Source organism: Arthrobacter sp. ok362 (assembly GCF_900102785.1).
Taxonomy (GTDB): domain Bacteria; phylum Actinomycetota; class Actinomycetes; order Actinomycetales; family Micrococcaceae; genus Arthrobacter.
Map to the genome: position 1 here is coordinate 44,270 of NZ_FNGC01000016.1, position 26,848 is coordinate 71,117.

At 67.1% G+C, this 26,848-nt stretch carries 23 protein-coding genes and 1 tRNA gene; 5 read left to right on the forward strand and 19 right to left on the reverse strand.

Annotated features, from left to right (window positions below; genetic code table 11):
• Window positions 1-7: 7 nt before the first annotated feature.
• The 3 genes from BLQ10_RS18535 to BLQ10_RS18545 all read left to right on the forward strand — a co-directional run bounded on the left by BLQ10_RS18535 (window position 8) and on the right by BLQ10_RS18545 (window position 3,882).
• Window positions 8-511 carry a MarR family winged helix-turn-helix transcriptional regulator gene (locus BLQ10_RS18535; RefSeq protein ID WP_091564494.1) on the forward strand — a complete coding sequence of 168 codons (504 nt, stop codon included), beginning with the start codon at window positions 8-10 and terminating at the stop codon, window positions 509-511.
• 623 nt (window positions 512-1,134) lie between these two features.
• Entirely contained in the window at window positions 1,135-2,367 is a 1,233-nt protein-coding gene (locus BLQ10_RS18540) for an amidohydrolase (protein ID WP_091564495.1), read from the forward strand.
• Window positions 2,368-2,370: 3 nt separating this feature from the next.
• Window positions 2,371-3,882, forward strand: coding sequence for an MFS transporter (locus BLQ10_RS18545; protein WP_091564496.1), 1,512 nt, complete (start codon window positions 2,371-2,373; stop codon window positions 3,880-3,882).
• A gap of 362 nt (window positions 3,883-4,244) precedes the next feature.
• Here the strand turns inward: BLQ10_RS18545 and BLQ10_RS18550 are convergent, their stop codons facing one another.
• The 3 genes from BLQ10_RS18550 to BLQ10_RS18555 all read right to left on the reverse strand — a co-directional run bounded on the left by BLQ10_RS18550 (window position 4,245) and on the right by BLQ10_RS18555 (window position 5,895).
• On the reverse strand, window positions 4,245-5,267 hold the full coding sequence (locus BLQ10_RS18550) for an LLM class flavin-dependent oxidoreductase (RefSeq protein WP_091564497.1): 1,023 nt from the start codon (window positions 5,265-5,267) through the stop codon (window positions 4,245-4,247).
• A gap of 119 nt (window positions 5,268-5,386) precedes the next feature.
• Complete coding sequence (locus BLQ10_RS22990) at window positions 5,387-5,512, reverse strand: hypothetical protein (RefSeq protein ID WP_302847339.1); 126 nt, start codon at window positions 5,510-5,512, stop codon at window positions 5,387-5,389.
• 301 nt (window positions 5,513-5,813) lie between these two features.
• Window positions 5,814-5,895, reverse strand: a tRNA-Leu gene (locus BLQ10_RS18555).
• 205 nt (window positions 5,896-6,100) lie between these two features.
• Here BLQ10_RS18555 and BLQ10_RS18560 point away from each other — a divergent pair.
• On the forward strand, window positions 6,101-6,706 hold the full coding sequence (locus BLQ10_RS18560) for an ANTAR domain-containing response regulator (protein WP_090581781.1): 606 nt from the start codon (window positions 6,101-6,103) through the stop codon (window positions 6,704-6,706).
• Window positions 6,707-6,836: 130 nt separating this feature from the next.
• Here BLQ10_RS18560 and pyk read toward each other — a convergent pair whose 3' ends face one another.
• The 11 genes from pyk to hisI all read right to left on the reverse strand — a co-directional run bounded on the left by pyk (window position 6,837) and on the right by hisI (window position 22,396).
• The gene (pyk, locus tag BLQ10_RS18565) at window positions 6,837-8,336 is read right to left on the reverse strand and encodes a pyruvate kinase (protein ID WP_091564498.1); all 1,500 of its coding nucleotides are present in this window, start codon (window positions 8,334-8,336) and stop codon (window positions 6,837-6,839) included.
• Between the two features lie 84 nt (window positions 8,337-8,420).
• Window positions 8,421-9,878, reverse strand: coding sequence for a glutamate synthase subunit beta (locus BLQ10_RS18570; RefSeq protein WP_091564499.1), 1,458 nt, complete (start codon window positions 9,876-9,878; stop codon window positions 8,421-8,423).
• Entirely contained in the window at window positions 9,871-14,487 is a 4,617-nt protein-coding gene (gltB, locus tag BLQ10_RS18575) for a glutamate synthase large subunit (RefSeq protein ID WP_091564500.1), read from the reverse strand. Before gltB ends, BLQ10_RS18570 begins: the two co-directional genes overlap by 8 nt.
• 264 nt (window positions 14,488-14,751) lie before the next feature.
• On the reverse strand, window positions 14,752-16,056 hold the full coding sequence (lgt, locus tag BLQ10_RS18580; RefSeq protein WP_091564501.1) for a prolipoprotein diacylglyceryl transferase: 1,305 nt from the start codon (window positions 16,054-16,056) through the stop codon (window positions 14,752-14,754).
• 3 nt (window positions 16,057-16,059) lie between these two features.
• Entirely contained in the window at window positions 16,060-16,893 is an 834-nt protein-coding gene (gene trpA, locus BLQ10_RS18585) for a tryptophan synthase subunit alpha (RefSeq protein ID WP_091564502.1), read from the reverse strand.
• On the reverse strand, window positions 16,890-18,257 hold the full coding sequence (gene trpB / locus BLQ10_RS18590; protein WP_091564503.1) for a tryptophan synthase subunit beta: 1,368 nt from the start codon (window positions 18,255-18,257) through the stop codon (window positions 16,890-16,892). The genes trpA and trpB overlap by 4 nt, the downstream gene beginning before the upstream one ends.
• A gap of 125 nt (window positions 18,258-18,382) precedes the next feature.
• Window positions 18,383-19,201, reverse strand: a complete 819-nt coding sequence (gene trpC / locus BLQ10_RS18595) for an indole-3-glycerol phosphate synthase TrpC (protein WP_091564504.1) — start codon at window positions 19,199-19,201, stop codon at window positions 18,383-18,385.
• A gap of 2 nt (window positions 19,202-19,203) precedes the next feature.
• A complete protein-coding gene (locus BLQ10_RS18600) occupies window positions 19,204-19,491 on the reverse strand; it encodes an HGxxPAAW family protein (RefSeq protein ID WP_091564505.1) in 288 nt (95 codons plus the stop codon).
• Window positions 19,492-19,581: 90 nt separating this feature from the next.
• Window positions 19,582-20,247, reverse strand: coding sequence for a Trp biosynthesis-associated membrane protein (locus BLQ10_RS18605; protein WP_091564506.1), 666 nt, complete (start codon window positions 20,245-20,247; stop codon window positions 19,582-19,584).
• Complete coding sequence (locus tag BLQ10_RS18610; protein ID WP_091564507.1) at window positions 20,247-21,824, reverse strand: anthranilate synthase component I; 1,578 nt, start codon at window positions 21,822-21,824, stop codon at window positions 20,247-20,249. The genes BLQ10_RS18605 and BLQ10_RS18610 overlap by 1 nt, the downstream gene beginning before the upstream one ends.
• A gap of 143 nt (window positions 21,825-21,967) precedes the next feature.
• The gene (gene hisI, locus BLQ10_RS18615) at window positions 21,968-22,396 is read right to left on the reverse strand and encodes a phosphoribosyl-AMP cyclohydrolase (protein WP_091564508.1); all 429 of its coding nucleotides are present in this window, start codon (window positions 22,394-22,396) and stop codon (window positions 21,968-21,970) included.
• Window positions 22,397-22,573: 177 nt separating this feature from the next.
• On the opposite strand from hisI, the gene BLQ10_RS18620 reads away from it, so the two are divergent.
• Window positions 22,574-23,218, forward strand: coding sequence for a TIGR03085 family metal-binding protein (locus tag BLQ10_RS18620; protein WP_091564509.1), 645 nt, complete (start codon window positions 22,574-22,576; stop codon window positions 23,216-23,218).
• 77 nt (window positions 23,219-23,295) lie between these two features.
• Here BLQ10_RS18620 and hisF read toward each other — a convergent pair whose 3' ends face one another.
• The 5 genes from hisF to ribA all read right to left on the reverse strand — a co-directional run bounded on the left by hisF (window position 23,296) and on the right by ribA (window position 26,846).
• The gene (hisF, locus tag BLQ10_RS18625; RefSeq protein WP_090581810.1) at window positions 23,296-24,072 is read right to left on the reverse strand and encodes an imidazole glycerol phosphate synthase subunit HisF; all 777 of its coding nucleotides are present in this window, start codon (window positions 24,070-24,072) and stop codon (window positions 23,296-23,298) included.
• 102 nt (window positions 24,073-24,174) lie between these two features.
• On the reverse strand, window positions 24,175-25,017 hold the full coding sequence (hisG, locus tag BLQ10_RS18630) for an ATP phosphoribosyltransferase (RefSeq protein ID WP_091564510.1): 843 nt from the start codon (window positions 25,015-25,017) through the stop codon (window positions 24,175-24,177).
• Window positions 25,018-25,122: 105 nt separating this feature from the next.
• Window positions 25,123-25,386 carry a phosphoribosyl-ATP diphosphatase gene (locus tag BLQ10_RS18635; RefSeq protein ID WP_018772463.1) on the reverse strand — a complete coding sequence of 88 codons (264 nt, stop codon included), beginning with the start codon at window positions 25,384-25,386 and terminating at the stop codon, window positions 25,123-25,125.
• A gap of 172 nt (window positions 25,387-25,558) precedes the next feature.
• Complete coding sequence (gene ribH, locus BLQ10_RS18640; RefSeq protein ID WP_090581814.1) at window positions 25,559-26,044, reverse strand: 6,7-dimethyl-8-ribityllumazine synthase; 486 nt, start codon at window positions 26,042-26,044, stop codon at window positions 25,559-25,561.
• Between the two features lie 139 nt (window positions 26,045-26,183).
• Entirely contained in the window at window positions 26,184-26,846 is a 663-nt protein-coding gene (gene ribA, locus BLQ10_RS18645; RefSeq protein WP_091564547.1) for a GTP cyclohydrolase II, read from the reverse strand.
• Window positions 26,847-26,848: the final 2 nt, after the last annotated feature.

The following is a 26,848-nucleotide window of genomic DNA, read 5'->3' on the forward strand; positions in this document are numbered from 1 at the left end:
GGTGGATATGCACAAAAATTCCTCACCGGGTAACGTAACTGCTGCCTTCGGCCGGCTTGTCGAGGAGTCGCTGCCGGGTCGGCGCGGAGAGAAGGCGTGGCGCGCTTTGCTGCAGGCACACGCCACGCTCATGCGCCGACTCGATACCAATCTCAGGGAGGACACCGGCCTGCGCCTGGCCGACTTCGACGTATTGGCCCAGCTCGCCGGCGCGGGCGGTGAGCTACGGATGACGGAGCTCGCCGCCCGCACGCTCCTCTCGGGCGCGGGGCTGACGCGCCGCGTCGCGAGGTTGGTTGAAGAAGGCCTGGTACGCCGGACGAACACCGCCGGGGACGGGCGAGGCGTGCTTATCGCCCTGACCGACGCCGGTATCGCCCGTCTGACCGAAACAGTGCCGGTCCATCTTCAGGGTGTGTCGAAACTGTTCGTCGAACGGCTCGACGAACAAGAACTCGCCGTTCTCGAGACCGCCCTGAGAAAAGTCATCGTCGACTGCACGTTCGGCTGAAGATAAGCCCGGGATAGCCTTGCCCGGCTGCCTGCGCTGGCGATGCTCACGGTGCTCACGAGGAGGTCGGATTAGTTGGAGGCGTTCAAAGAGCTGGCAGGCGCGACAGCGTGCACCAAAACCGTTGGCTACTACGGCGACCTGTAAGGCACTTGGGGACCGTTTGGAGCGGGAGGCACCCGGACTACAATCTGCCATGGTCTGGTCGCTGGAACTCCCGCGATTCGCCGGCGAGCTCACGCCGGGCCCCAATCGTAGTTCGGCTCCACAGCGCACTCCCAAGCAGGCGGCTGTATCATGCGTCTACCGTCGCCGTAACGGGTCCCGGAGGGTCTACGGCAACGGTAGGTGGCCCGCTCCATGAACCGGGGAATGAGCGGGCCACCGCTCGAAACTCCGTCTACGTCGCCGCCCGCCAACCCAGCACGGGACCGGCACGCCCCGTGCGGAGGACGCCGCCGCAGCCATCACAGCCGGCGAATAAAATCCGAGGCATCAAAAAATCCCGGACCTCGCGACCGGGGTTAAGGGACTCCCGGGAGTTTCTGGCCGGGTTTATGCTGGGTTTTGCCAGTTGCGCCCGGATCGCTGTGGCGCCTGGAACCTATGAGAGCGTGATACGCATGAACAGTTCCGACGCCGTCCTGGCAGGCCTTGATTCGGAGCTCGGCTGGCTCCGGGAAATCTACACCCACCTGCACCGGCATCCAGAACTAAGCCTCGAGGAACATCAGACCTCCCAACTGGTCGAAGAGAAACTCACCGCTTTCGGCTACAACGTCACACGCATCGGCGGCACCGGCGTCGTCGGCGTCCTCGCGAACGGGGCCGGCCCGACGGTCCTGGCGCGGGCCGACATGGATGCCCTGCCTGTCACCGAGGCCACCGGCCTGCCCTACTCCTCGGAGGTGGATGGGGTCATGCACGCGTGCGGGCACGACATGCACGTCAGTGCGCTGCTCGGAGCCGCCAAACTCCTGGCGGACAACCGCCGAGCCTGGTCCGGGACCTACATCGCGCTGTTCCAGCCGGCGGAGGAGGTCGGCGCGGGATCCAAGGCAATGGTCGACGACGGACTGATCACCAAAGCGCCGCGGCCCGACGTCGCGCTGGCCCAGCACGTGATGCCCTTTGCTGCGGGGACCCTGGCCACCACGGCCGGGCCGGTCCTCTCCGCCGGAGATTCGCTCAAGATCACCGTGCACGGCAAGGGCGCGCACGGCTCGATGCCGCACATGTCGGTGGACCCGGTGGTGCTGGCCTCCTCGATCGTTCTGCGGCTGCAGACAGTCGTCTCACGGGAGACCAAGCCGGGCGACTTCGCCGTCGTTACCGTGGGGGCGCTGAACGCCGGCGCGAAGTCCAACATCATCCCGGACCGGGCCACGCTGCTGCTGAACATCCGCACCTACGACAATCAGGTCCGGTCCGCCGTGCTCGCCGCGATCGAGCGGATCGTGAGGGGCGAGTGCGCCGCCGCCGGATCACCGCGGGAACCCGAGTTCGAGAACTACGACCAGTTCCCGCTGACCAGCAACGATAGAGCCGTGACAGATCAGGTCACCGAAGCCTTCACCGCGCACTTCGGGGCGGACGCCGTAAGCCGTGCCACGCCGCAAACCGCGTCGGAAGACTTCAGCCGCATTCCGGACGCCTTCGGCGTGCCCTACACGTTCTGGCTCCTGGGCGGGGTGGACCCGGAAACCTACCAGGCCGCCGTCGCCAAGGGGACCGTTTCCCGGGACATTCCGGCGAACCACTCCCCCTTCTTCGCCCCCGTGATCGAGCCGACTCTGTCCGTGGGCGTCCAGACCCATGTCGTCGCCGCACTGTCCTACCTCACCAAGGATGCCTAGGTCATGAGTACTGTCCAGTCTTCAGCCAAAACCGGAACCCAGTGGAAGCCCAACGATGCGTGGCTGATCGGCATCGTCCTGGCCGTCATCAACTTCTGGCTGTTCGCGCAGACCCTGCTTAACGTCATCCCGGGCATCCAGGGATCCCTCGGGATCGAACGGACGCTGGGGAACCTCGCGGTCTCCATCACCTCGCTGTTCTCCGGGATCTTCATCGTCGTCGCCGGCGGACTTGCCGACCGTTTGGGCCGCGTGAAGATCATGAACGTCGGGATCTACCTGAGCATCCTCGGATCGCTCCTGATCGCCCTGACCCCGGAGAACGCCGGCGCCCTGACGGCGGCTGCCCTGCTCGGCGGCCGCGTCGTGCAGGGGCTTTCCGCGGCCTGCATCATGCCCTCCACCATGGCCCTGGTGAAGACCTACTACGAGGGGAAGGACCGCCAGCGGGCGCTGTCGTTCTGGTCGATCGGCTCGTGGGGCGGCTCGGGCTTCTGCGCCCTCTTCGGCGGTCTGATGGCGACGTCGTTTCTGGGCTGGAGGTCCATCTTCTGGATCTCGATCGTGCTCTCGGTCATCGCCCTGTTCCTGCTGCGGGGCACTCCTGAGTCCAAAGCGGCGGCGCGGGCAGGCGGAACTTTCGACTGGGGCGGCCTGATCACCCTCGTCATCGCGCTCCTGGCACTGAACGTCTACATCTCTCAGGGTCCGCTGATCGGCTGGCTCAGCTGGGCCGGCATCGGACTCATCGCCGTCACGGTGGTCGCGGCCCTGGTGTTCTTCTGGATCGAGACGAGCCGGCACGACCCGGTCCTGAACGTGAAGCTGTTCCGCAACTCGACCTTCGCCGGCGCCACGATGTCGAATTTCCTGCTCAACGGCGCGGCCGGGACGCTGATCGTATCCCTTGGCCTGGTCCAGGTCGCCGCCGGCATGTCCTCGCTGCAGTCCGGTCTGCTGACTCTCGGCTACCTGATTGCGATCCTTTCCACCATCCGAGTCGGGGAGAAGCTGCTTCAGCGCTTCGGCCCGAAGAGGCCGATGATCTGGGGCAGCGCGATCGCCGGCGTCGGAATCCTGTTGACATCGATGACTTTCACCCTGATCGGGCAATACATCGTCCTCACCGTCATCGGCTTCACCCTGTTCGGCATCGGTCTCGGCTTCTATGCGACACCGTCCACCGATGCCGCGCTGTCCAACGTACCGGACGATGAGGCCGGCGCCGCGGCCGGCATCTACAAGATGGCCTCGTCGCTGGGCAATGCGATGGGCGTGGCCATCTCGGCGGCCCTGTATGTGGCCGCGCAGTCCATGGACCCGGATACCATCCGGTCTTGGGGCCTCTTCGTCGGCAACCAGCAAAACGTGGCCCTGCGCTTCGGCGGTGCCGTGGGAATCTTGTTCAACCTGTTTATGGTGGTGATCGCCATCATTGCCATCATGGTCACGGTGCCGGACGATCGGGCCGTCAAGCGGGCCGACTTCCCGGCGACACCATCGATCGGAAGCTAGCGAGCCAATTCCTGGCTGCGCGCTTCAGCTTGGGCGCTAGCGGCTAGTCGTCGAAGAATGTCTGCCCTCGAAGCCGATGCGGATTCAGGTCGCTTCGGAATCGAACCGTGGCAGCTGTCCCGCCGCGAGGCGTTCGACCGGACGTGGCGCAGAGGTTTCCGCGGTCACCAGCTGCGTCCCACCAACCGCGAGGGGAACCCATGCACGGGCCGCCACACAGCCCTCACAAATCAAACCCAGACATCCACGAGTCAGTCCGCAAAATCAGGCACCTCACCCACAGCCACACGACGGGATCGACGACCACACGATCACCAAAGCCACTAATTGAGCAGTCTCCTATGGGAATCTGCCACTCGGGGTCAGCGCCAGCCGAGCTGCGGCGCCACATACTTCAGGATCGACTCGATGACGTGGGCGTTGTAGTCGACACCGAGCTGGTTCGGGACCGTGAGCAGTAGGGTGTCTGCCTGGGCGATCGCCTCGTCCTCGGCCAGCTTCGCGGCCAGCTCGTCCGGGGCACCCGCGTAGGACCGGCCGAAGACCGCGCGCGTTTTCTCGTCGATGTTGCCCACCTGGTCGGAGCTGTGGCGGTCGCGGGCGAAGTATTGCCAGTCGCGCTCGTCCGTCAGTGCGAAGATGCTGCGGCTGACCGAGACGCGCGGCTCCCGCTCGTGCCCCGCCTCCTTCCAGGCCTGCCGGTAGAGCTCGATCTGCTCGGCCTGCTGGACGTGGAAGGGCTTGCCGCTCTCGTCGTCCTTGAGCGTGGAGCTCTGCAGGTTCATGCCGAGCTTCGCCGCCCAGATGGCCGTGGCGTTCGAGCCGGAACCCCACCAGATGCGCTCGCGCAGGCCCTCCGAGTGCGGCTCCACGCGCAGCAGGCCCGGAGGGTTCGGGAACATCGGGCGGGGGCTCGGCGCCGCGAAGCCCTCGCCAGTGAGCACCTCGAGCAGACGCTCGGTGTGCCTGCGGCCCATGTCGGCATCCGACTCGCCCTCGGCGGGTGCGAAGCCGAAGTGACGCCACCCGTCGATGACCTGCTCGGGTGAACCCCTGCTGATGCCCAGCTGCAGCCGGCCGCCCGAGATCAGGTCGGCCGCGCCGGCGTCCTCCGCCATATAGAGCGGGTTCTCGTAGCGCATGTCGATCACGCCGGTACCGATCTCGATGCGGCTTGTCCGTGCCCCGATCGCAGCGAGCAGCGGGAACGGGGAGGCGTATTGCTGCGCGAAGTGGTGGACGCGGAAGTAGGCGCCGTCCGCCCCCAGCTCCTCGGCCGCGACCGCGAGGTCGATCGCCTGCAACAGCGCATCCGACGCGTTGCGCGTGCCGGACTCCGGGTGGTCGGTCCAATGGCCGAAGGACAGGAATCCGATGTTTTTCACACCACAAGCCAACATGGTGGCGGGGGTTCTTATTCCCTCGGGGCCCCAGCCTCGCACCCCCCTCCCGCGACACGGGCCGCCTCCGCCACGGCCGGAGATCCGCCCGTCCGTCGCCTCCCTTACGGGTCGAGGTGCCCCGGGTCGCCCGGGTGCCGGTCCACGTTGAGGAACAGGAGCGGCCGGGACTGAACGAAGCCCTGGCGGCTGTCCGGGCCGGTGGCACCCTGGCCGTAGCCAAACTCCATCGGTTCGCCGGGCCCCTACCCGATGCTCGAGAACGTCATCGAGGAGATGACGACAGTCTCCAACGGGCTCAGGCTGCCGAGAGGGATGACCATGCGGATTTGATTCCCAAGTCTCGGCAGGTCATGCAGTTCCAAGCGCCCCCGGCCATGAAGGAGTAAGCGGCAACCACTGTCCAGGCCAAGAGAAGGAGCCGCCAGACCGCAGCAACGGCCATCAACGAAAAATGGGCCCCGGCAGGGCCCATAAAGAGAGATTTGTACACGTTCAGAGGCCCACAAGCCCCTGAACAGGGAAAACACGTGCCCGAGGTGGGACTCGAACCCACACACCTTTCGATACCGCATTTTGAGTGCGGCGCGTCTGCCAATTCCGCCACTCGGGCGCGGAGTACACCGGTGTAACAATCGCTCAACCACAGTGCTGTGAGCAACGCGATCGCTTCCAGTGCGCGAAATTACTCTACATGCAGATAGGCTGAATTCCAGAATCGCGCCAGTGACGCCGCATCGAACCAAACCGGTCCAAGTACATCGGCGGACGAAACCTATGATGGTGTAGTTCCCGCCGTACCTTTCCAAGGAGTTCCCGTGTCAGAACAGACGGAGTCATCCCCCACTTCCCAGCCGGCTCGCCGCGTTGTTGTCGCCGAGGATGAGACCCTCATCCGCCTGGACATCATCGAGATCCTGCGCGGCGAAGGCTACGACGTCGTCGGCGAGGCGGACAACGGCGAAAAGGCCGTGCAGCTGGCCGAGGAGCTCAAGCCCGATCTGGTCCTGATGGACGTCAAGATGCCCGTCATGGACGGCATCTCGGCCGCAGAGAAGATCGTCAAGGCCCGGATCGCCCCCGTGGTCCTGCTGACGGCCTTCAGCCAGAAGGAACTCGTCGAGCGCGCCCGCGACGCCGGCGCCATGGCCTACGTGGTCAAGCCGTTCACCCCGGCGGACCTCATCCCGGCTTTGGAGATCGCGCTCTCCCGCCACGAGGAGATCAAGGCCCTCGAGAGCGAGGTAACCGACCTGCAGGAGCAGTTCGCCACCCGCAAGCTCGTGGAGCGCGCCAAGAGCCTCCTGACCACCAAGATGGGCCTGACGGAGCCAGAAGCGTTCCGCTGGATCCAGAAGACCTCCATGGACCGCCGCCTCAGCATGCGCGAGGTCGCCGAAACCATCATCAACCAGGTCAACTAGCCGCCACCGGGCCGCCGCACCAAGGCCCCAAAGCTGCAAAGAACCGAAGCACCGAACCACCAAAAGGGAGGATCCCCGCCAACCGGCGGGGATCCTCCCTTTTTGCGCTCAAGCATTCAAGCTTTCAGAACTAGATCTTGCTGTTCTTCTTCTTCTTTTCCGGCCACGGGCCGACCTTGTCCTTGGTCACGCCCGTCTCGCCCTGGCCGCCGAAGTCCGCGAGGTCGCCCACCTTGTGGACCTTCAGCAGGTTCGTCGAACCGGCCTTTCCAGGAGGCGAACCGGCGGCGATGACCACCAGGTCGCCGTCCTCGACGACGTCCAACTCCAACAGGCTGCGGTCAACCTGGGCCGTCATCTCGTCGGTGTGGCCCACCATCGGGACCAGGACCGGCTGGATACCCCACGTCAGCGCGAGCTGGTTCCAGACGTGCTCCACCGGGGTGAAGGCGAAGACCGGCTTGATGGGGCGCAAACGCGAGAGGCGGCGTGCCGAGTCACCGGACTGGGTGAAGGTACAGATGTACTTCGCTTCCAGCTGGTCGGCGATCTCGACGGCGGCCCGGGTGATGGCACCACCGCGGGTCTTGGGCTTGGTGCCCAGCGGGGGAACGCGTTCCAGGCCGTGCTCTTCGGTGGACTCGATGATCCGGGCCATGGTCTTGACCGTCTCGATCGGGTACTTGCCCACGCTGGTCTCGCCGGACAGCATCACCGCGTCGGCGCCGTCGAGCACGGCGTTGGCGCAGTCGGAGGCCTCGGCGCGGGTGGGGCGAGGGTTCTCGATCATGGACTCGAGGACCTGGGTGGCCACGATGACGGGCTTGGCCCAACGGCGTGCCAGTTCGATGGCGCGTTTCTGCACGATCGGCACTTCCTCGAGGGGAAGTTCCACACCGAGGTCGCCACGGGCCACCATGATGGCGTCGAAGGCGTCGATGATCTCGTGCAGCTGCTCCACGGCCTGCGGCTTCTCGATCTTGGCGATCACCGGCACGCGGCGGCCCTCTTCGTCCATGATCTCGTGCACGCGGACGATGTCCGAAGCGTCGCGGACGAAGGACAGGGCAACCATGTCCACACCGCGGCGCATGGCCCAGCGAAGATCGTCCTCGTCCTTTTCGCTCAGCGCCGGCACGTTGACGGCCACGCCGGGCAGGTTGATGCCCTTGTTGTTCGAGACCCAGCCGCCGACGATCACCTGGGCGACCACCTTGACGGAGTCGACGTCGATCGCGCGGAGGGCGACCTTGCCGTCGTCGATGAGCAGGGCATCGCCCGGGTTGACGTCCTCGGTGAGTGACTTGAGCGTCGTGGAGCAGATGTCCTTGGTGCCGGGAACGTCCTCGGTGGTGATCGTGAACGTGTCACCGACCTCCAGGAGGTGCGGTCCGTCGACGAAGCGTCCCAGGCGGATCTTCGGCCCCTGCAGGTCGGCCATGATGGCCACGGCCTTGCCGAGCTGTCCCGCTGCCTTGCGGACGTTCTCGTAAGTGGTGTCGTGCACGGAGTAGTCGCCGTGGCTCATGTTCATGCGGGCCACGTCGACGCCGGCTTCCAGCACTGCAAGCGTGTTGTCAAAGCTTGCGATTGCCGGTCCGAAAGTGGCCACGATTTTAGCGCGTCTCATATACCTACCCTAGTGGTCTGTTGCATGGATGAAGTTGAAGCGAGGATGAATCCTGGGCGAGCTGGCTGGACTCGAGCTGTTGGACTACAGAACAGCCATCGCACGGTCGGTCGGCGCCACGGGTGCCGGCAGGATGGTGCTGCCCATCAGGAACTTGTCCACCGCGGCCGCGCAGGCGCGCCCTTCGGCGATGGCCCAGACGATCAGCGACTGGCCGCGGCCGGCGTCGCCGGCGACGAAGATGCCCTCGGTGTTGGTCATGTAGTAACCGTCCCGCGCCACGTTGCCGCGGCCGTCGAAGTCGGCCTGGACCTGGGCGGTGATCCCGGCCGGCTCGGGGCCGGTGAAGCCCAGGGACAGCAGGACGAGGTCCGCGGGGATGATCCGCTCGGTGCCGGCCTTCGGGAGGCGCTTGCCGTCGACGAATTCCGTCTCCGCCACCTTGACGCCGGTGACTTTGCCTTTTTCCCCGACGAACTCCACGGTGGAGGCGAGATAGGTGCGTTCGCCGCCTTCCTCGTGCGCGCTGGCGACCTCGAACAAGGTGGGGAACGTCGGCCATGGCTGGTGGCCTGCACGCTCGACGGGCGGCTGCTTGCCGATCGCGAGGGTGGTCACGGACGCGGCCTGGTGCCGGTGCGCGGTGCCGAGGCAGTCGGCGCCGGTGTCGCCGCCGCCGAGGATGACGACGTGCTTGCCCGCGGCGTTGATCTGGTTCTCCACGGTCTCCCCCGCCACCACCCGGTTGGCCGGCACGAGGTAGTCCATGGCGAAGTGGACGCCCTCAAGCTCGCGGCCCGGGATCGGCAGGTCACGCGGGACGGTGGCGCCGGTGGCGATCACGACGGCGTCGTACCGGCGGCGCAGCTGCTCCCACGTCACGTCGGTGCCGACGGCCACGCCGGTGCGGAACCGGGTGCCCTCGGCCTTCATCTGCTCGAGCCGGCGGTCCACCTGCTCTTTTTCCATCTTGAAGTCGGGGATCCCGTAGCGCAGGAGTCCGCCGATCTTGTCGTCGCGCTCGTAAACGGCCACGGTGTGGCCCACCCGGGTAAGCTGCTGGGCGACGGCGAGCCCGGCGGGGCCGGAACCGACGACGGCGACTGTCTTGCCGGTCAGTCGCGCCGGCGGCAGGGGGTTGACCCAGCCGTTCTCGAACGCTTGGTCCACGATGGACACCTCAACCTGCTTGATGGTCACCGCGGGCTGGTTGATGCCCAGCACGCAGGAGGCCTCGCAGGGGGCCGGGCACAGCCGGCCCGTGAACTCGGGGAAGTTGTTGGTGGCGTGCAGCCGCTCCATCGCTTCCTCGCCCTTGTCCCGCCAGATGAGGTCGTTCCATTCCGGAATGAGGTTGCCCAGCGGGCAGCCCTGGTGGCAGAACGGGATGCCGCAGTCCATGCAGCGGCCGGCCTGGCTCTTCAGGACACCCTTTTCCTGGGCCTCGTAGACCTCTTTCCAGTCCATGATCCGGACCGGAACGGGACGGCGGGGCTGGGTTTCGCGCTGACGTACTTTCAGAAATCCGCGTGGATCAGCCACCGGTCACCTCCAGGATTCGAGACCAAACTTCTTCGCCGTCGGGGTCCAGGCCCTCTTCGATGGCGTCAAGACGGGTTTGCAGGACGGCCGCGTAGTCGCGCGGCAGCACCTTGGTTATGCGGGCTGCGGTGTCATCGAAGTTCTCGAGGAGCCGTGCCGCGAGCAGCGATTCGGTTTCCTCGAGGTGCTTGAGGAGCAGCCCGTGGACGATGTCGCGGTCCTCGGCGTCGAGCTCGAGCAACTGCAGCTCGCCGGACTCGAGGGCCTGCTTGTTGACGCGTTCGGTCTGCAGGTCCAGCACATAGGCCGTGCCACCGGACATGCCGGCACCGAAGTTGCGGCCGGTGCGGCCGATGATGAGCGTCTGGCCGCCGGTCATGTACTCGCAGCCGTGGTCGCCGATGCCTTCGGCCACCGCGGTGGCGCCCGAGTTGCGGACCAGGAAGCGTTCGCCCACTTGGCCGCGCAGGAACATTTCCCCGCTCGTGGCGCCATAGCCGATCACGTTGCCCGCAATCACGTTCCGCTCGGCCGGGAAAACGTTGGTGCGGTCCGGCCGGACGATGATGCGGCCGCCGGAAAGTCCCTTGCCGACGTAGTCGTTCGAGTCGCCGAACATGCGCAGCGTGATGCCGGCCGGCAGGAACGCCCCGAGTGACTGGCCGGCGGTGCCATTGAGCGTGATGTCAATGGTGTCCGTGGCCAGGACGTCGGTGCTGAAGGTCTTCGTCACGACGTGGCCGAGCATGGTGCCGACGGAGCGGTCCGTGTTGATGACGTTCACGGCGATCTTCACCGGTGTGCGGTCGCTGAGGGCTTCCGCTGCCATGGCGATCAGGCGCTGGTCGAAGTGCTTGTCGAGTTCGTGGTTCTGGCCGGTGAGGTTGCGCAGCGGGGCGTCGTCGTCGAATTCGAGGCCGTGCAGGATCGGATCCAGGTCCAGCCCTTCGGCTTTCCAGTGGTTGATCGCGTCGCGGGAGTCGAGCATCTCGGCATGGCCGATCGCCTCCTCGATGCTGCGGAAACCCAGTTCCGCGAGGATTTCGCGGACTTCCTCGGCAAGGAATTCAAAGAAGTTGACCACGAACTCGGGCTTGCCGTTGAACCTGGAGCGCAGCTCGGGGTTCTGGGTTGCGACGCCGACCGGGCAGGTGTCCAGGTGGCAGACGCGCATCATGATGCAGCCGGAGACCACCAGCGGAGCGGTGGCGAAACCAAATTCCTCGCCGCCGAGCAGCGCGGCAATCACGACGTCGCGGCCGGTCTTGAGCTGGCCATCCACCTGCACCACCACACGGTCGCGCAGGCCGTTGAGCATGAGCGTCTGCTGGGTCTCGGCGAGGCCGAGTTCCCAGGGGACACCGGCGTGCTTGAGCGAGTTCAGCGGCGAGGCGCCCGTACCGCCGTCGTGTCCGGAAACGAGGACGACGTCGGCCTTGGCCTTGGTGACGCCGGCCGCCACGGTGCCGATCCCGACCTCGGAGACGAGCTTGACGTGCACCCGGGCCGAGGGGTTGGCGCGCTTGGCGTCGTAGATCAGCTGAGCGAGGTCCTCGATCGAGTAAATGTCGTGGTGCGGGGGCGGCGAAATCAGGCCGACGCCGGGTGTGGAGTGCCGCGTGCGGGCCACCCAGGGGTAGACCTTCTGCGCCATCAGCTGGCCGCCTTCGCCGGGCTTGGCACCCTGCGCCATCTTGATCTGGATGTCGTCCGCGTTGGACAGGTACAGGCTGGTGACGCCGAAGCGGCCGGAGGCGATCTGCTTGACCGCGGAACGGCGGGTGGGATCGAGCAGGCGGTCCACGTCCTCGCCGCCTTCACCGGTGTTGGACTTGCCGCCCAGCCGGTTCATGGCGATCGCGAGGGTCTCGTGGGCTTCCTGGGAGATGGAGCCGTAGCTCATGGCGCCTGTGGAGAACCGCTTGACGATGCTCGAAACCGGTTCCACTTCCTCAAGCGGCACCGCGGGACGCGAACCGGCCTTGAACTTCAGCAGCCCGCGCAGGGTCATGAGGTTCTCGGACTGGTCGTCAACGCCGCGGGTGTAGGCCTTGAAAATGTCATAGCGGCGTTCGCGTGTGGCGTGCTGGAGCCGGAAGACGGTCTCCGGGTTGAACAGGTGGGGCTCGCCGTCGCGGCGCCACTGGTATTCGCCGCCGCCGAGCAGGGGCTGGTGCGGCAGTTCAATGCCGTTCTCGGGGTAGGCCATGCGGTGGCGGGCCAGGACTTCAGCGGCTATGACATCGAGGCCGACGCCGCCGAGCTGGGAATGCGTGCCGGAGAAGTACTCGTCCACCAGGTCCTGGCCGAGGCCGAGGGCTTCGAAGGTCTGGGCGCCCGTGTAGGAAGCCACAGTGGAGATGCCCATCTTGGACATGATCTTCAGGACGCCCTTGCCGAGGCCCTTGATCAGGTTGTAGACGCCGTCGTGCGGGGTGACCCCGACGACGTCGCCGGAGGCGATCAGCTGTTCCACGGATTCCATGGCCAGGTACGGGTTCACGGCGGAGGCGCCGTAGCCGATGAGCACAGCGACGTGGTGCGTCTCGCGGACGTCGCCGGCCTCCACCACGAGGGCGGTCTTGGTGCGGTTGGCGCTGCGCAGCAGGTGGTGGTGAACGGCGCTGACGAGCAGTAAGGACGGGATCGGCGCCCACTGGGCGTTCGAGTCGCGGTCCGAGAGCACCACGTACTGGACGCCGCGGTTGATGGCGCCGGAGACCTGCTCGCAGATTTCGGTGAGCCGGGCGCGGAGGGCGTTCTCGCCACCTTCCGGGCGGTACAGTCCGCGGACCTTCATGGCGACCCTGTCGCCGTCGGCGCTCTCGATGTTCGCGATCTTGGCGAGCTGGTCGTTGTTGATGACAGGGAACGGCAGCGAGACCTGCGGCTGCCGGACCCGCTTGGTGTCCAGCAGGTTGCCGTTGGGACCGATCGCGCACATCAGGGATGTGACGAGCTCTTCCCGGATGGCATCCAGCGGCGGGTTGGTGACCTGGGCGAACGACTGCACGAAGTAGTCGAAGAGCAGCCGCGGCCGCTTTGACAGCACGGCCACGGGCGTGTCGGAGCCCATGGCGCCGAGCGGTTCGGCGCCGGTGCGTGCCATCGGGCCCAGCAGGATCTTCAGTTCCTCGGTGGTGTAACCGAAGGTGCGCTGGCGGATGTTGACCGAGGCCGCGGTGTGGACCACGTGCTCGCGTTCGGGGAGGTCCTTGAGGTCGATCAGGTTGTCCTTGAGCCATTCGGCCCACGGGTTCGCGGCTGCGACCTCGGCCTTGACCTCCGCGTCGTCAATGATCCGGCCGGCCCCGGTGTCCACCAGGAACATCTTGCCCGGCGATACCCGGCCCTTCTTGACCACCTTGGAGGCTTCGACGTCGATCACGCCGACCTCGGAGGCGAAGATGATGAGGCCGTCCTCGGTGATCCAGTACCGGCCCGGGCGCAGCCCGTTGCGGTCCAGTGTGGCGCCGACCAGGTTGCCGTCCGTGAAGGAGACGGCCGCCGGGCCGTCCCACGGCTCCATAAGCATCGAGTGGTACTCGTAGAAGGCGCGGCGGGCCGGATCCATGGTGGCGTGGTTTTCCCACGCCTCCGGGATCATCATCATGATCGAGTGCGTGATGGGCCGGCCGGAGAGCCAGAGCAGTTCCGCAACCTCATCGAACGAGGCGGAGTCCGAGGCGCCCGGGGTGCAGATCGGGAACAACTCTTCGGGTGAGTCCCCCAGCAGCGGGCTGGACAGCTGCGATTGGCGTGCCCGCATCCAGTTGCGGTTGCCCTTGACCGTGTTGATCTCGCCGTTGTGCGCGATGGTGCGGAACGGCTGGGCCAGGGGCCACGACGGGAACGTGTTGGTGGAGAAGCGCGAGTGGACGATCGCGAGCTTGGTCTTGAAGCGCTTGTCCGAAAGGTCCGGGTAGAACGGCTCCAGCTGCGCGGTGGTGAGCATGCCCTTGTAGACGATGGTCCGGGAGGACAGCGACGGGAAGTACACGCCGAACTTGTTCTGGGCGCGCTTGCGGATCCGCCAGGCGCGGGAATCGAGCTCGTTGCGCTCGAGGGTTTCGCCGGTGCTGGAGGCGAAGAAGGGCTGCGAGAAGTACGGCATGCAGGCCCGGGCCATGGCCCCGACCAGGTCGGACATGATCGGAACTTCGCGCCAGCCAAGGACGGTCAGGCCCTCGTCCGCGGCGAGGCCTTCGATGCCGGACCGGGCGGCGTCGGATTCGCGCTGCTCGGCGGGCAGGAAGGCGGTTCCCACGATGTACTGGCCTGGGGCCGGAAGTTCGAAGTCCGTGACCGCGCGGAAGAATTCGTCCGGCACCTGCATGAGGAGGCCGGCGCCGTCGCCGGTACCTTCATCGGCGCCCACGGCACCGCGGTGCTCGAGGTTGCGCAGGGCGGTCAGGGCGGCGTCGACGATGTCATAGCCGGGCTCGCCGCGGAGCGTGGCGATGATGGCCAGGCCGCAGGCGTCCTTTTCGTTCTCCGGGTTGTAGAGACCGGCAGCGGCCGGGATCGCCGCGAACCGGCTGAAGGGTGACGCGGCAGCCGAGGTCGGGTCCGGATCGGACCAGCTGGGGCTGTGAAGAGTTTGGGTCATTGGAGACGTCCTTCCTCCTGATCGTGCGTATGGGAGGGACAACATTGGCCCCACTCGGCACGCCGGTGTGATGGGCGCAACAGAGTGTTTTTCTAACTGGAATTGTAGGCCAGCCCGGCCTCCTGTAGTAACAGTTACGCAGGTGCTGGCCCGGGCTTGCACGGACAGCGTCGATCTGCTGTCCGCAGTAAGCCCTCTTGCCACGACGCTGTGGAGTCGGGTCCTGCGAGCGGTGGCTCCGCAACCCGAGATACCGGCGCTGAGCTACTTGGTGCCCTCAGCCTCCGGCGCGGTGCCAGTTCCCTGGCGGCCGGATACTCCGGCTGCCGGAGCTCCGGCGGCGGGCGCGGTGCCGCCGGTGGAGTCCTTGTCCGCATCCTCGGATGCGCGAACTGGTCCGCTTTGGTTATTCCGGAGATTAGCACGGGATTCACTATCTGAGACAGCAGAGTCCGCATGCCGGATGGTTGTTGCGTCCGCGGGAACGGTGGCGCGCTCGCCCTCGACGGCGTCGTTCGCCCCGACGTCATTTGCCCCGGCGGTGGTGCTCTCAGCGACGGTGGTGCGGCCGGCGTCGACCGCTTCAGCGTCCGTCTCTGTCTCCGCCGCTTCTGTCTCTGCCGACGTTGTCTCCGGCGGCGTTGCCTCTAGCGCCTTTGTCCCGGCCGGTTCACGGCCCGGGAGGAACGGGGTGTCCGGCCCGGAGGGCTTGCGCAGGCCCAGGAGGATGAAGGCGAGCAGGGCTCCGGCAAAGACAATGATGCTGGTCCAGACATTGAGCCTGGTGGTGATCCCGAAGAGGCTGATCTGCTCGGCGTCGTCGATCCGCATGGCCTCGATCCAGACGCGGCCAAGGGTGTAGTACATGGCGTAGACGCAGAAGAGGCGGCCACGGCGGAAGCTGAATTTCCGGTCCAGGGCCAGCAGGATCAGTACGCCGGCCAGGTTCCATAGCGACTCGTAGAGGAACGTCGGGTGGAAGAGCGTGTCAGCCGGCATGCCCGCCGGGAAGTTCGGGCTGTTGGGATCGATCTGCAGCCCCCAGAGAAGCGTGGTGGGACCGCCGAAGAGTTCCTGGTTGAAGTAGTTGCCCCACCGGCCAATCGCCTGGGCGAGCAGCAGTCCGGGGGCCGCGGCGTCCATGAAGGCGCTCAGCTTCACCCCGGCCCGCCGGCACCCGATCCAGGCGCCCACTGCGCCCAGCACGACGGCGCCCCAGATGCCCAGGCCGCCGCGCTGGATCTGCGGAATCAGTGACAGATCGCCGGTGCCATCGAATCCTGGACCAAAGTAGGCATCGGGCGAGGAGAACACGTGGTAGAGCCGTCCGCCGATGATGCCGAAGGGGATGGCCCAGATGGCGATGTCCCAGACGCTGCCCTCAGGTGCGCCGCGGCGCGCCCAACGGACGGAGGTGAGCCACAGGCCGGCAATGATGCCGGCGAGGATGCACAGGGCGTAGGCGTGGATGCGCAGGGACCCCCACGGCAGCGGGATGTCGAATCCGGACCAGCTCGGGCTCGGAATGCTCGCGGGAATCATCGCCGCCGCGTGGAGGACTGACTGCATTGCTTACGCTTCTTCCTTGGTAAGGCCGGTGCTGAGGTCTTTCGTCAAGGACGCTACCGCATCCACGCCGCCGTCCCGGATGGCCGCGACGAGGGCGGTGCCCACAATCACGCCGTCCGCATACTCGGCGATCTCGCGGACGTGGCCGGCGTTGGAGACGCCGAGGCCCACGCAGACGCGTTCGGCGCCCGCGGCATGCGCGGCTGCGACAACGTTCCTGGCCGCCGAGCTGACCGAGGTCCGGGCGCCGGTGACGCCCATGATGGAGACGGCGTACACGAAGCCGCGGCTCGCATCGACTGTGCGCTTCATGCGTTCCGGGGAAGAGGAGGGTGCCACGAGGAACACCCGGTCCAGTCCGTACTTGTCGGAAGCTGCCATCCATTCGGCGGCCTCGTCCGGGATGAGGTCGGGCGTGATCAGCCCGGCTCCCCCGGCCTCGGCCAGGCGGCGGGAGAACTCATCCACGCCCATCCGGACCACGGGGTTCCAGTAGGTCATGACCAGCACGGCGGCGTCGGTCTTGCTCGTGATGCCGCGGACGACGTCGAAGACCTCCCGGACGCGGAAGCCCTTCGCGAGGGCCTCCGTCGTGGCCGCCTGGATGACCTGGCCGTCCATGACCGGATCGGAGTACGGGATGCCGATCTCGATGAGGTCAGCGCCGTTCTCGGCCAGGGCGATGCCGGCGGCAATGGTGTCTTCAACGCTTGGGTAACCGGCGGGCAGGTAGCCGATCAGGGCCGCCCGGCCGTGGGCGCGTGCGCGGTCAATCGCCGCTGCCGACTTGCTGGCGTGCTGCGCGGCGTTCTGGTTGCCGTCCTGGCTGGTGCTCACAGCTGTTCCCCCTCTTTGGCGATTTCCGCTTCAGGTGAGTCCTTGTCCAGCAGGTCGAACCATTCCGCGGCTGTCGCCACGTCCTTGTCGCCGCGGCCGGAGAGGTTCACGATCACAATCTTCTCGGCTGCCGTGCCGGCGGCCGCGCCTGCCGCGACCTCCGCCTCGAGCCGCTGCCCCACTTTGATGGCACCTGCTAGGGCGTGGGCAGACTCGATGGCGGGGATGATGCCCTCGGTGCGGCACAGGAGGCGGAAGGCCTCCATGGCTTCGCTGTCCGTGATGGGCTCGTAGCTGACCCGGCCGATGTCGGCGAGGTAGGAGTGTTCGGGGCCGACGCCGGGGTAGTCCAGGCCCGCCGAGATGGAGTGCGACTCGATGGTCTGGCCGTCGTCGTCCTGCATGAGGTAGGAACGCGCGCCGTGGAGCACACCCGGCTTGCCGAGGGTGATGGTGGCTGCGTGCCGGCCGGTCTCGACGCCCTCGCCGCCGGCTTCGAAGCCGTAGATCTTGACCGAGGTGTCATCCAGGAAGCCGTGGAAGATCCCGATCGCGTTGGAACCACCGCCAATGCAGGCGCAGACGGCGTCCGGAAGCCGGCCCGTCTGATCCAGGATCTGGGCCCGGGCTTCCTCGCCGATCACTTCGTGGAAGTAGCGGACCATTGCCGGGAACGGGTGCGCGCCGGCGGCGGTGCCCAGCAGGTAATGCGTGTTGCCCACGTTCGCGACCCAGTCGCGCAGGGCCTCGTTGATGGCGTCCTTGAGCGTCTGGGATCCGTTGGTCACGGGGATGACCGTAGCGCCCAAAAGCTCCATCCGGGCCACGTTGAGGGACTGCCTGCGGCAGTCCTCGGCGCCCATGTACACCACGCATTCCAGGCCCAGCAGGGCTGCCGCCGTGGCGCTGGCAACACCGTGCTGGCCGGCACCGGTCTCGGCGATGACGCGGGTTTTGCCCATCCGCTTGGCGAGCAGCGCCTGGCCCAGGACGTTGTTGATCTTGTGCGAGCCGGTGTGGTTGAGGTCTTCGCGCTTGAGGAAGATCCGCACCCCGCCGGCGTGCTCGGCGAAGCGCTTGGCCTCGGTCAGCAGCGACGGGCGGCCCGAGTAGTTCTTGTTCAGGTCGGCGATCTGGGCCGTGAACTCCGGATCGGCCTTGGCCTTCTCGAAGGTGTCCTCGAGCTCGTCAAGGGCCGCGATGAGCGACTCGGGCATCCACCGGCCGCCGTAGTTCCCGAAGTAGGGACCAGGGGCGTGCCGCAGGGACGGTTCGCCCTGCGCGGGATGCTCCTGGGGGCGGCCGCCGTGCAGGAACGCGTCCACGGCACTTTCGTCAGAGCTGGCTGCTGGCGCATCGACCATCAGTCTCACCATCCTGTTCCACTGCTAGCTTTGCGGATCTGCAGACGAGATCCGCCCATTGTCCGGGCAAATTGCGGGCCCGGTACCGCTTACGGTCCGGACGGAGGCGCCAGGACCGGCCGGTCTCAGGCGCGCGCGGCGATTGCCGTTGCGCCGGCAGCCATGAATTCGGCGATCCGCTCGCGGGGCGTCGCGTCACTGACCAGCGCCTCGCCGACCAGGACCGCGTTGGCGCCGCGGGCCGCGTAATGTTTGACGTCCTCGACGTCGCGCACACCGGATTCGGCGACCACGAGGGCGCCGGCGGGAATGCCGCCGGCCAGCTCCGCGAACAGGGAACGGTCGACGTCGAGCGTCTTGAGGTTGCGAACGTTGACGCCGATGATCCGGGCCTCCGCGGCTACCGCGCGCTCGATTTCCTCGGCGGTATGCGTCTCGACCAGCACATTCATGCCGAGTTCGCGGCTGAGGGCGGCAAACTCGTGCAGTTGGGCGTCCGAGAGCGAGGCCACGATCAGCAGAATCAGGTCGGCACCGTGGGCCCGGGCCTCCCAGATCTGGTACTCGTCAACCATGAAGTCCTTGCGCAGCACCGGAATGTCCACTGCGGCCCGGACCGCGTCGAGGTCGGCGAGGGAGCCGCCGAAGCGGCGCTCCTCGGTCAGGACGCTGATCACGGCGGCCCCGCCGTCGGCGTACTGCGCGGCGAGGGACGCGGGATCGGCGATGTCCGCGAGCCGGCCCTTGGACGGGCTGCGGCGCTTGACTTCGGCAATGACCTTAAGCTGGTCCCGGGTGCTGGAGGTCCCGCCCAGGGCGCCCCAGGCGTCACGGGCGGGCGCCGCCGCGGCGGCACGCTCCTTCAGTTCCGCGAGCGTGACCAGACGCTGGCGCGCCTGCATATCCTCCCTGACACCGGCATTGATGTCGTCGAGAACGCTCACGCTCAGTGGCCGGAGTTCTTCAGCTTGCTGCCGCCGACGCCGTAGCCGGCCTTGCGCATGGCCCAGCCGGCGAGCAGGCCGATCACCATGACTACCGCGCCCGCGACAAAGATCGGGGTGTTGGCGATGACGAAGGCGATGGCCGCAATGAGCGCGCCGACCAGCATCACGATCACGCAGGTCCATGCGGCCGGGCTGTTGCCGTGGCCCGGCGCTTCGCTGTGGTCGACGTCGTCGTAGACGCCCCTCGGCGCAGCGGACGTGGATGCGGAAACAGTGGCTTTGCTCATTGAAATCTCCTCAGGATGAATACTGCTTACATTCTGCCATTTTTTGACAGTGTTGTTGCCCGCGTTACTGGGCGCGCCCGCGGCACCGGTTCAGGTGGGGTCGTCACCGCGGGACAACCGGTCCCAGCTGTCAATCTCGTCCGCGGGGGCGGCGGCGGCAGTACCACCAACTGCAGTCCCGCCGGCGGGGCCGGCGGCTGCCGCGTCATATTTGGTGCGGCTCTTCCAGTAACGGCCGGCCGGCACGATCGCCAGGGCGCTAATTCCCAGCAAGGCACCGGCGACGACGGCGAGAACAGGGAACACCGTCACGTCCACCTGGACGCTGCTGCCACTGATCCCGGTGGCAGCCGCGATCGATCCCTGTGCAGCGGACAGCGGGTCCGCCAGCACGACGGCCGCCGCGGCGACGATCCCCGCGGCTGCGAGGAGGATGATCGCCGTGATCAGCCAACGGGACACGCGGCCGGCGATGGAGGCAGCGAGGCCGCCGGCGAGGGCAACCAGGGCCAGGGCAGTTACGGAGGTCGCTGCCTTGCTGCCCTGGACCTGCAGGCCGTCCTGGCTGGCCACGGCCCCGCCGAGCTGCGTGGGGTCAAGGTGCACGGTGAGCCAGGTCTGGGTGGTGGTCCCGAACACGGCCAGCGCCAGGGCGGCGATCACCAGGACCAGGGTGGACTTGCGGGCCCAGCCGGGGACGGCGGACCGCTTGGTGATCTTCACCGTGTTCTTGGCGGAGGCTTCCGGCTTCCCCATCAGAGATCCTTCCCGGCGTCGGGTGCTGAGTCGGTGACTGCGTCAGCGGTGATGTTGTGCAGCGAACTGGCCGTGTGCACGGCGCGGAGCGGGGCGGCGGCCTTGTTGACGGTTTCCTGGGCCTCGGTGGGGTTGACCGAATCTGCCACGATCCCGCCGCCGGCCTGGACGTAGGCGCGTCCTTCCCGCAGCAGGGCCGAACGGATCGCGATCGCCATGTCCATGTCCCCGGCGAAGTCCAGGTAGCCCACCACGCCGCCGTAGATGCCGCGCCGGTGCGGTTCAAGTTCGTCCAGGAGGCGCAGGGCCCGCGGCTTCGGGGCACCGGAGAGGGTGCCGGCCGGGAACGTGGCCTTGAGGACGTCGTAGGCCTTGGCGGCCGGGGCCAGTTCTCCGACCACCGTGGACACCAGGTGCATGATGTGGCTGAAGCGTTCCACTTCCATGAATTGCGTGACGTCGACGGACCCGGCGACGCAGACCTTGGAGAGGTCATTGCGGGACAGGTCGACGAGCATGAGGTGCTCGGCGCGTTCCTTCTCGTCCGCCAGCAATTCCTCGGCCAGCGCCTTGTCCGCCTCCACCGTCTTGCCGCGCGGCCGTGAGCCGGCGATGGGGTGGGTGATGACCTCGTCCCCGGTCACGGTGACGAGGGCCTCCGGCGAGGAGCCGACGATCGTGTACTCGTGGCCCGCGGCGTCCTCGAAGCTGAAAAGGTACATGTAGGGGCTGGGGTTGGTGTTCCGCAGGACCCGATAGACGTCGAGGGGATCGGCGCCGCACTCCATTTCGAAGCGGCGGGAGATCACCACCTGGAAGACCTCGCCGTCCACGATCGCTTCCTTGCCGCGGTCCAGGGCGGCAAGGTACTCGGATTCGTCCCAGCGTTCCTGCACGCTCGACGCGAAATCCAGGGCGGCGGTTTCGAGTACGGAGACAGGCTGCTCCACGGGACGGCTGATCTTTTCCAGCAGGGCTTTCACGCGGGCGACGGCGTCGTGCCAGGCGTCATCGACGCGTTCGGTGCTGTTGTCGAAGTTGATGGCGTTGGCGATCAACAGGACGGTGCCGTCCATGTTGTCGTGGACCGCCATGTCCGTCACGAGGTTGAGGGCCATTTCCGGCAGTTGGAGGTCGTCCTCCGGCGGGCTGGTCAGCTTCTCCCAGTGCCGGACGGTTTCCCAGCCCAGGAACCCGACCAGGCCGGACGTGAACGGCGGGAGCCCGTCGAAGCGCTCGGTGCGGAGCGCCGCGACGGTGTCGCGGATGGCGTCCACCGGGTTGCCGTCCAGCGGCACACCGACCGGGGGCTCACCCAGCCAGTGCGCGCTGCCGTCCTTGGTGGTCAGGGTGGCCCGGGAGCGGGAGCCGATGAAGGAATAGCGGGACCAGGCTCCGCCGACCGCCGCCGATTCCATCAGGAACGTCCCGGGCTGGCCCTGGGCGAGCTTGCGGTAGAGCCCGATCGGGGTTTCGGCGTCAGCCAGCACCTTGAGCCGGACGGGGATGACGCGGCTGTGGCCTGCGAGTTCACGGAACTCTTCGAGGCCGGGGCTGATGATTCCAAGGTCCTGCATGGCTGTACTTTCCGCCTGTTCTTTAGGTGGACCTGCCACCGGATCCGGTTATGGGATCCTGCCTTGGGTCCGGTTCGTGAAGCTGTGGCAGCGCCGGAGCGCTCTGCCTGTGTCCTTTGCCTGTGTCCTTTTGCGAGAGGCGCTTAGCCCCCGTGGCCGACGACGGCGTCGAGTTCGCGGCCGTCGAAGCAGGTCCGGGTTCCCGTGTGGCAGGCCGCGCCGACCTGGTCGACCCGGACCAGCAGGGCATCGCCGTCGCAGTCCATGGCGAGCGATTTGACCCATTGCACATGCCCGGAGGTGTCTCCCTTGCGCCAGTACTCCTGGCGGGACCGCGAGAAGAAGGTCACGCGTCCGCTCGTCATGGTGCGGTGCAGCGCCTCGTCGTCCATCCAGCCCAGCATCAGTACCTCGTGGGTATCGAACTGCTGGACGATCGCGGCCACCAGGCCGGCACTGTCCCGTTTGAGGGCGTCCGCCAGTCCGGCCGGAAGGGGGCTGCCGTCGACGGGGCTGCCGTCAACGGCGCTGTCATTGACGGGGCTGGGGGCGGGGGCGGGCTGCTCAGACATCAGATCAAGTCTAGTGCCTCCGGGCTGGCCGCCGGCCTGCTGGCCATCCCGCCGCTTAACACTGGCGCGCCAATCGGGCTGCCCGTCACGGTCCCCCGCCAGATGATGCCGCCAGGCACGGTTGCAGCGGCGATTCCTGTGCCCACGCACGGCCGTCTCGTGCTAGTTTCACAAGTGATGCATTTCGTCGAACCGTCCCGAGAAGTCCTGGCCGAAACCCTGCTGGCGGCCGGCCCTGATGCCGCCACGCTCTGCGCAGGTTGGCTCACCCGCGATCTTGCCGCGCACCTGTACCTGCGCGAGCGGAAAATCGGCGTCGGACTGGGCCTGCTGATCAAACGCCTCTCCAAGGCCTCAGACCATGCGACGGCCGAGCTGGCGCGCACGCTGAAGACCCCCGAGGACTACGCCAAGCTAATCAACGACTTCCGCGCCGGTCCCCCGGCCCTGTCTCCGCTGCGGATCAAGGCATTGGACGAGAGCTCCAACCTGATCGAGTACTTTGTGCACACCGAGGACGTCCGCCGCGCCGTGGACCGCTGGGCCCCGCGGGCCCTGGACCAGGCCTACTCTGACGCTCTGTGGGATGAGCTCGTGAAACGGGCCGCGATCCTGTACCGCGGCGTGGATCTGGGCATTGTGCTGGTGAGCCCCTCCGGTCCGCGGCATGTGGCCAAACGCGCCCCCGTGTCGGTGGCCATCGTCGGCGAGCCGGGCGAGCTGCTTATGCACGCCCACGGCCGCACCCGCCACGCCCTCGTGACGTTCGAAGGCCAGCCGGATGCCGTCGCGCTCCTGCAGTCCGCCGAAGTCGGTCTCTGACTGCCACGCCCGCCCCCTGCCCGTCCCCAGTCGTGCCCAGGACCTCCGCAGAACCAAACAACGCGGGCGGGTGGGGATTAGCGGACTTCGAAGCCTGCCTCGCGGATCGCGGCCTTGACCTGCGCGATCATGTCCAAGGGGCCGAAGTGGAAGACCGAGGCCGCCAGGACGGCGTCTGCCCCTGCTGCCACGGCCGGCGGGAAGTGCTCCGGCTTTCCGGCGCCGCCGGAGGCGATGAGCGGGACCTTGACCCCTGCCCGGGCCAGGCGGATCAGTTCCAGGTCGAAGCCGTCCTTGGTGCCGTCGGCGTCGATCGAGTTCAGCAGGATCTCACCCACCCCGCGGTCGGCCGCCTCCCGTGCCCAGGCGATGGCATCGATTCCGGTCCCCTGCCGTCCGCCGTGCGTGGTGACCTCGAAGCCTGACGCCGTGGGCTGCGAGCCCGGACGGGTGCGCCTGGCGTCGAGGGACAGCACCAGGACCTGGGAACCAAAGTGCCGGGTGATCTCGTCGATCACGTCCGGCCGGGCCACGGCCGCGGTGTTGATGGCGGCCTTGTCCGCGCCGCAACGCAGGAGTTTGTCCACCTCAGCCACGCCGCGGACGCCGCCGCCGACCGTCAGCGGGATGAAGACTTCCTCGGCGGTGCGGCGAACGACGTCGAACGTGGTTTCCCGGTTGCCGGAGGACGCCGTGACGTCAAGGAAGGTCAGCTCGTCGGCGCCGCTGTTGTCGTAGCGGTGCGCCAGTTCCACCGGGTCCCCGGCGTCGCGGAGGCCCTCAAAGTTGATGCCCTTGACCACGCGGCCGGCATCGACGTCGAGGCACGGGATGACGCGCACGGCAACAGTCATGACTTCTCCTGGTAATTGCTGGCGGGGTAATTGCTGCAGGGTGATTGCTTGAGGGTATTTCTGGCGGGGACCCGGCGGGTGGGGCGCTCAGATCCGGAATGCTCAGATGCGGCAGGCGTGGATGCTGCTGACCAGGATGGCGCGGGCGCCGAGGTCGTAGAGCTCGTCCATGATCCGGTTGGTTTGCCGCTTGGGCACCATCGAGCGGACGGCCACCCAGTCCGAATCGCGCAGCGGCGAGACGGTGGGCGATTCCAGGCCCGGGGTGAGTGCGGCGGCCTGCTCCACGAGTTCCTTGCGGATGTCGTAGTCCATCATCACGTACTGCCGCGCGACGAGAACGCCCTGGAGCCGTCGGATCAGCACCTCAGTGGCCGGGTTCTGCTCGCCCTTGCGGCCGATGAGAACCGACTCTGAATTCAGGATCGGCTCGCCGAAGATCTCCATGCCGGCGGCCCTGAGCGTGGTGCCGGTCTCGACGACGTCGGCGATCGCGTCCGCGACGCCGAGGCGGACGGAGGATTCCACGGCGCCATCGAGGCGGACCACCTTGGCGTTGATGCCGCGCTCGGCCAGGTAGCCGCGCAGCAGTCCGTCGTAGCTCGTGGCCAGGCGCTTGCCCTCCAGCTGGGCGACGCTGCTGAAGTCGCCTATCGGGCCGGCGAAGCGGAAGGTGGAAGCGGCGAAGCCCAGCGGCAACAGCTCTTCAGCCTCGACCTCTGCGTCGAGCAGCAGGTCGCGGCCGGTGATGCCGACGTCGAGCGTTCCCTGGCCCACATACACGGCGATGTCGCGGGGGCGCAGGAAGAAGAACTCAATATCGTTGTCCGGGTCCACCATGACCAGCTCGCGGGTATCGCGGCGCTGGCGGTAGCCGGCCTCGGCCAGCATGGCCGCGGCAGCTTCGGACAGGGATCCCTTGTTCGGGACGGCAACTCTAAGCATGGGAAAAGTCTCTCTTGGGTGCGGAAGGGGTCTGTTGGGGCACGTCGGCCACGCGGTGCACGGGGTCCGCCAGCGAAGTCATGGCGGTTTCCGGTGCGGGCGCGGCTAAAGATGCTTGTAGACGTCTTCCAGGGTGAGTCCTTTGGCGAGCATCAGAACCTGCAGGTGGTACAGCAGCTGCGAAATTTCCTCGGCTGCGGCTTCATCGGATTCATACTCGGCAGCCATCCAAACCTCGGCTGCTTCCTCCACGACCTTCTTGCCGATGCCATGGACTCCGGAATCCAGTTCGGCGACGGTGCGGGAGCCTTCCGGGCGGACGGCTGCCTTTTCACTCAGTTCTGCGAACAGCGACTCGAAATTCTTCACGCCCCCAAGCCTACTTGCTCCCGGCGCGGGAACGTCCGCCGGGCCGTTGCATGACGGCGAGGATGTGAGGCGACACACATTCAACACAGCCAAATCAGCCAACACGGCCAACACAGCCGGCGCGGGGGGGCCAGGGTGGCGCCCGCGCCCGCCGTGGCTGCAGCTTGGGGGCTCAGCCGAACTGCTTGAGGGTCACTGCGGTGGCCAGGGCAGCGGTAACCGCCTCGTGCCCCTTGTCCTCGGTGGATCCCGGCAAGCCGGCCCGGTCGATCCCCTGCTGCTCGGTGTCGCACGTCAGCACGCCGAAGCCGACAGGGACGCCGGTGCGGACGCTGACCTCGGTCAGGCCCAGGGTGGCTGCCTCGCAGACATATTCGAAGTGCGGCGTGCCGCCCCGGATGACGACGCCGAGCGCCACGACGGCGTCGAAGTGCGGTGCCAGCCGGGCCGCAGCGACGGGGAGCTCAAAGGTGCCGGGCACGCGCAGGACTGTCGGCTCGCTGATCCCGGCGTCCTTCGCGGCGCGCAGGGCGCCGTCGAGCAGTCCGTCCATGATCTGGGTATGCCAGCTCGCGGCCACAATGGCCAGCTTGAGCCGTGAGGTTTCCTCCGGCTTGAAGGTGCTGAGGTCGATCTGGGGGGCGCCGTGGCCGCTCATAGGGTATCCCTTGCTGTTGAGGTCTGGTGGTTGGGCCGCTGGCCGGCCGCCCTCCCGGCCGTCCTGGGCAGGACAGCCGGGATGGCTGGCAGGTGAAGCGGGCGAAGCGGGTCGGGGCGGCCTGCGGTGGCCGCCCCGGTCAGTCGCGGTCGGGCTCGAATCCGGGCACGCCGGCCGCGGGCGCGGTTTCAACGTCCAGGACAAGGCGGTGGTCCATCCGGTCCTTCTTCGTCTGCAGGTAGCGGAGGTTCTGCTCCCGGGACGGAACCTCCGTAGGGACCATCTCCACCACCTTGACGCCTGCCTGGGCGAGCCGGTCCTGCTTGTCCGGGTTGTTGCTCAGGAGCCGGATCTCGTGGAGTCCCATCTCCGCGAGGATCTGGGCCGCGGCCTTGTAGCACCGCGCGTCGACCGGCAGCCCGAGCTGCTCGTTGGCCTCCACGGTGTCAAACCCGGCCTCCTGCAGGGCGTAGGCCTTCATCTTGTTCGCCAGGCCGATCCCGCGGCCTTCCTGGCCGCGCAGGTAGAGCAACGTGCCGCCGAGTTCGTTGATCAGCTCGAGGGCATAGGCCAGCTGTTCGCCGCAGTCGCAGCGGTAGGAACCGAACACATCGCCTGTGAGGCACTCAGAATGGAGGCGGACCAGCGGGGGCTGGCCATCCGCCGGGGCCATCGGTGAACTGACCGCCAGATGTTCCGCGCCGGTGACCAGATCGGTCCAGGCCTGCGCCACGAAATCTCCAAAGGCGGTGGGCAGCTGGACGATGGGTCCTGCGCTGACCGGATGCGGCTGACGCGCCATGG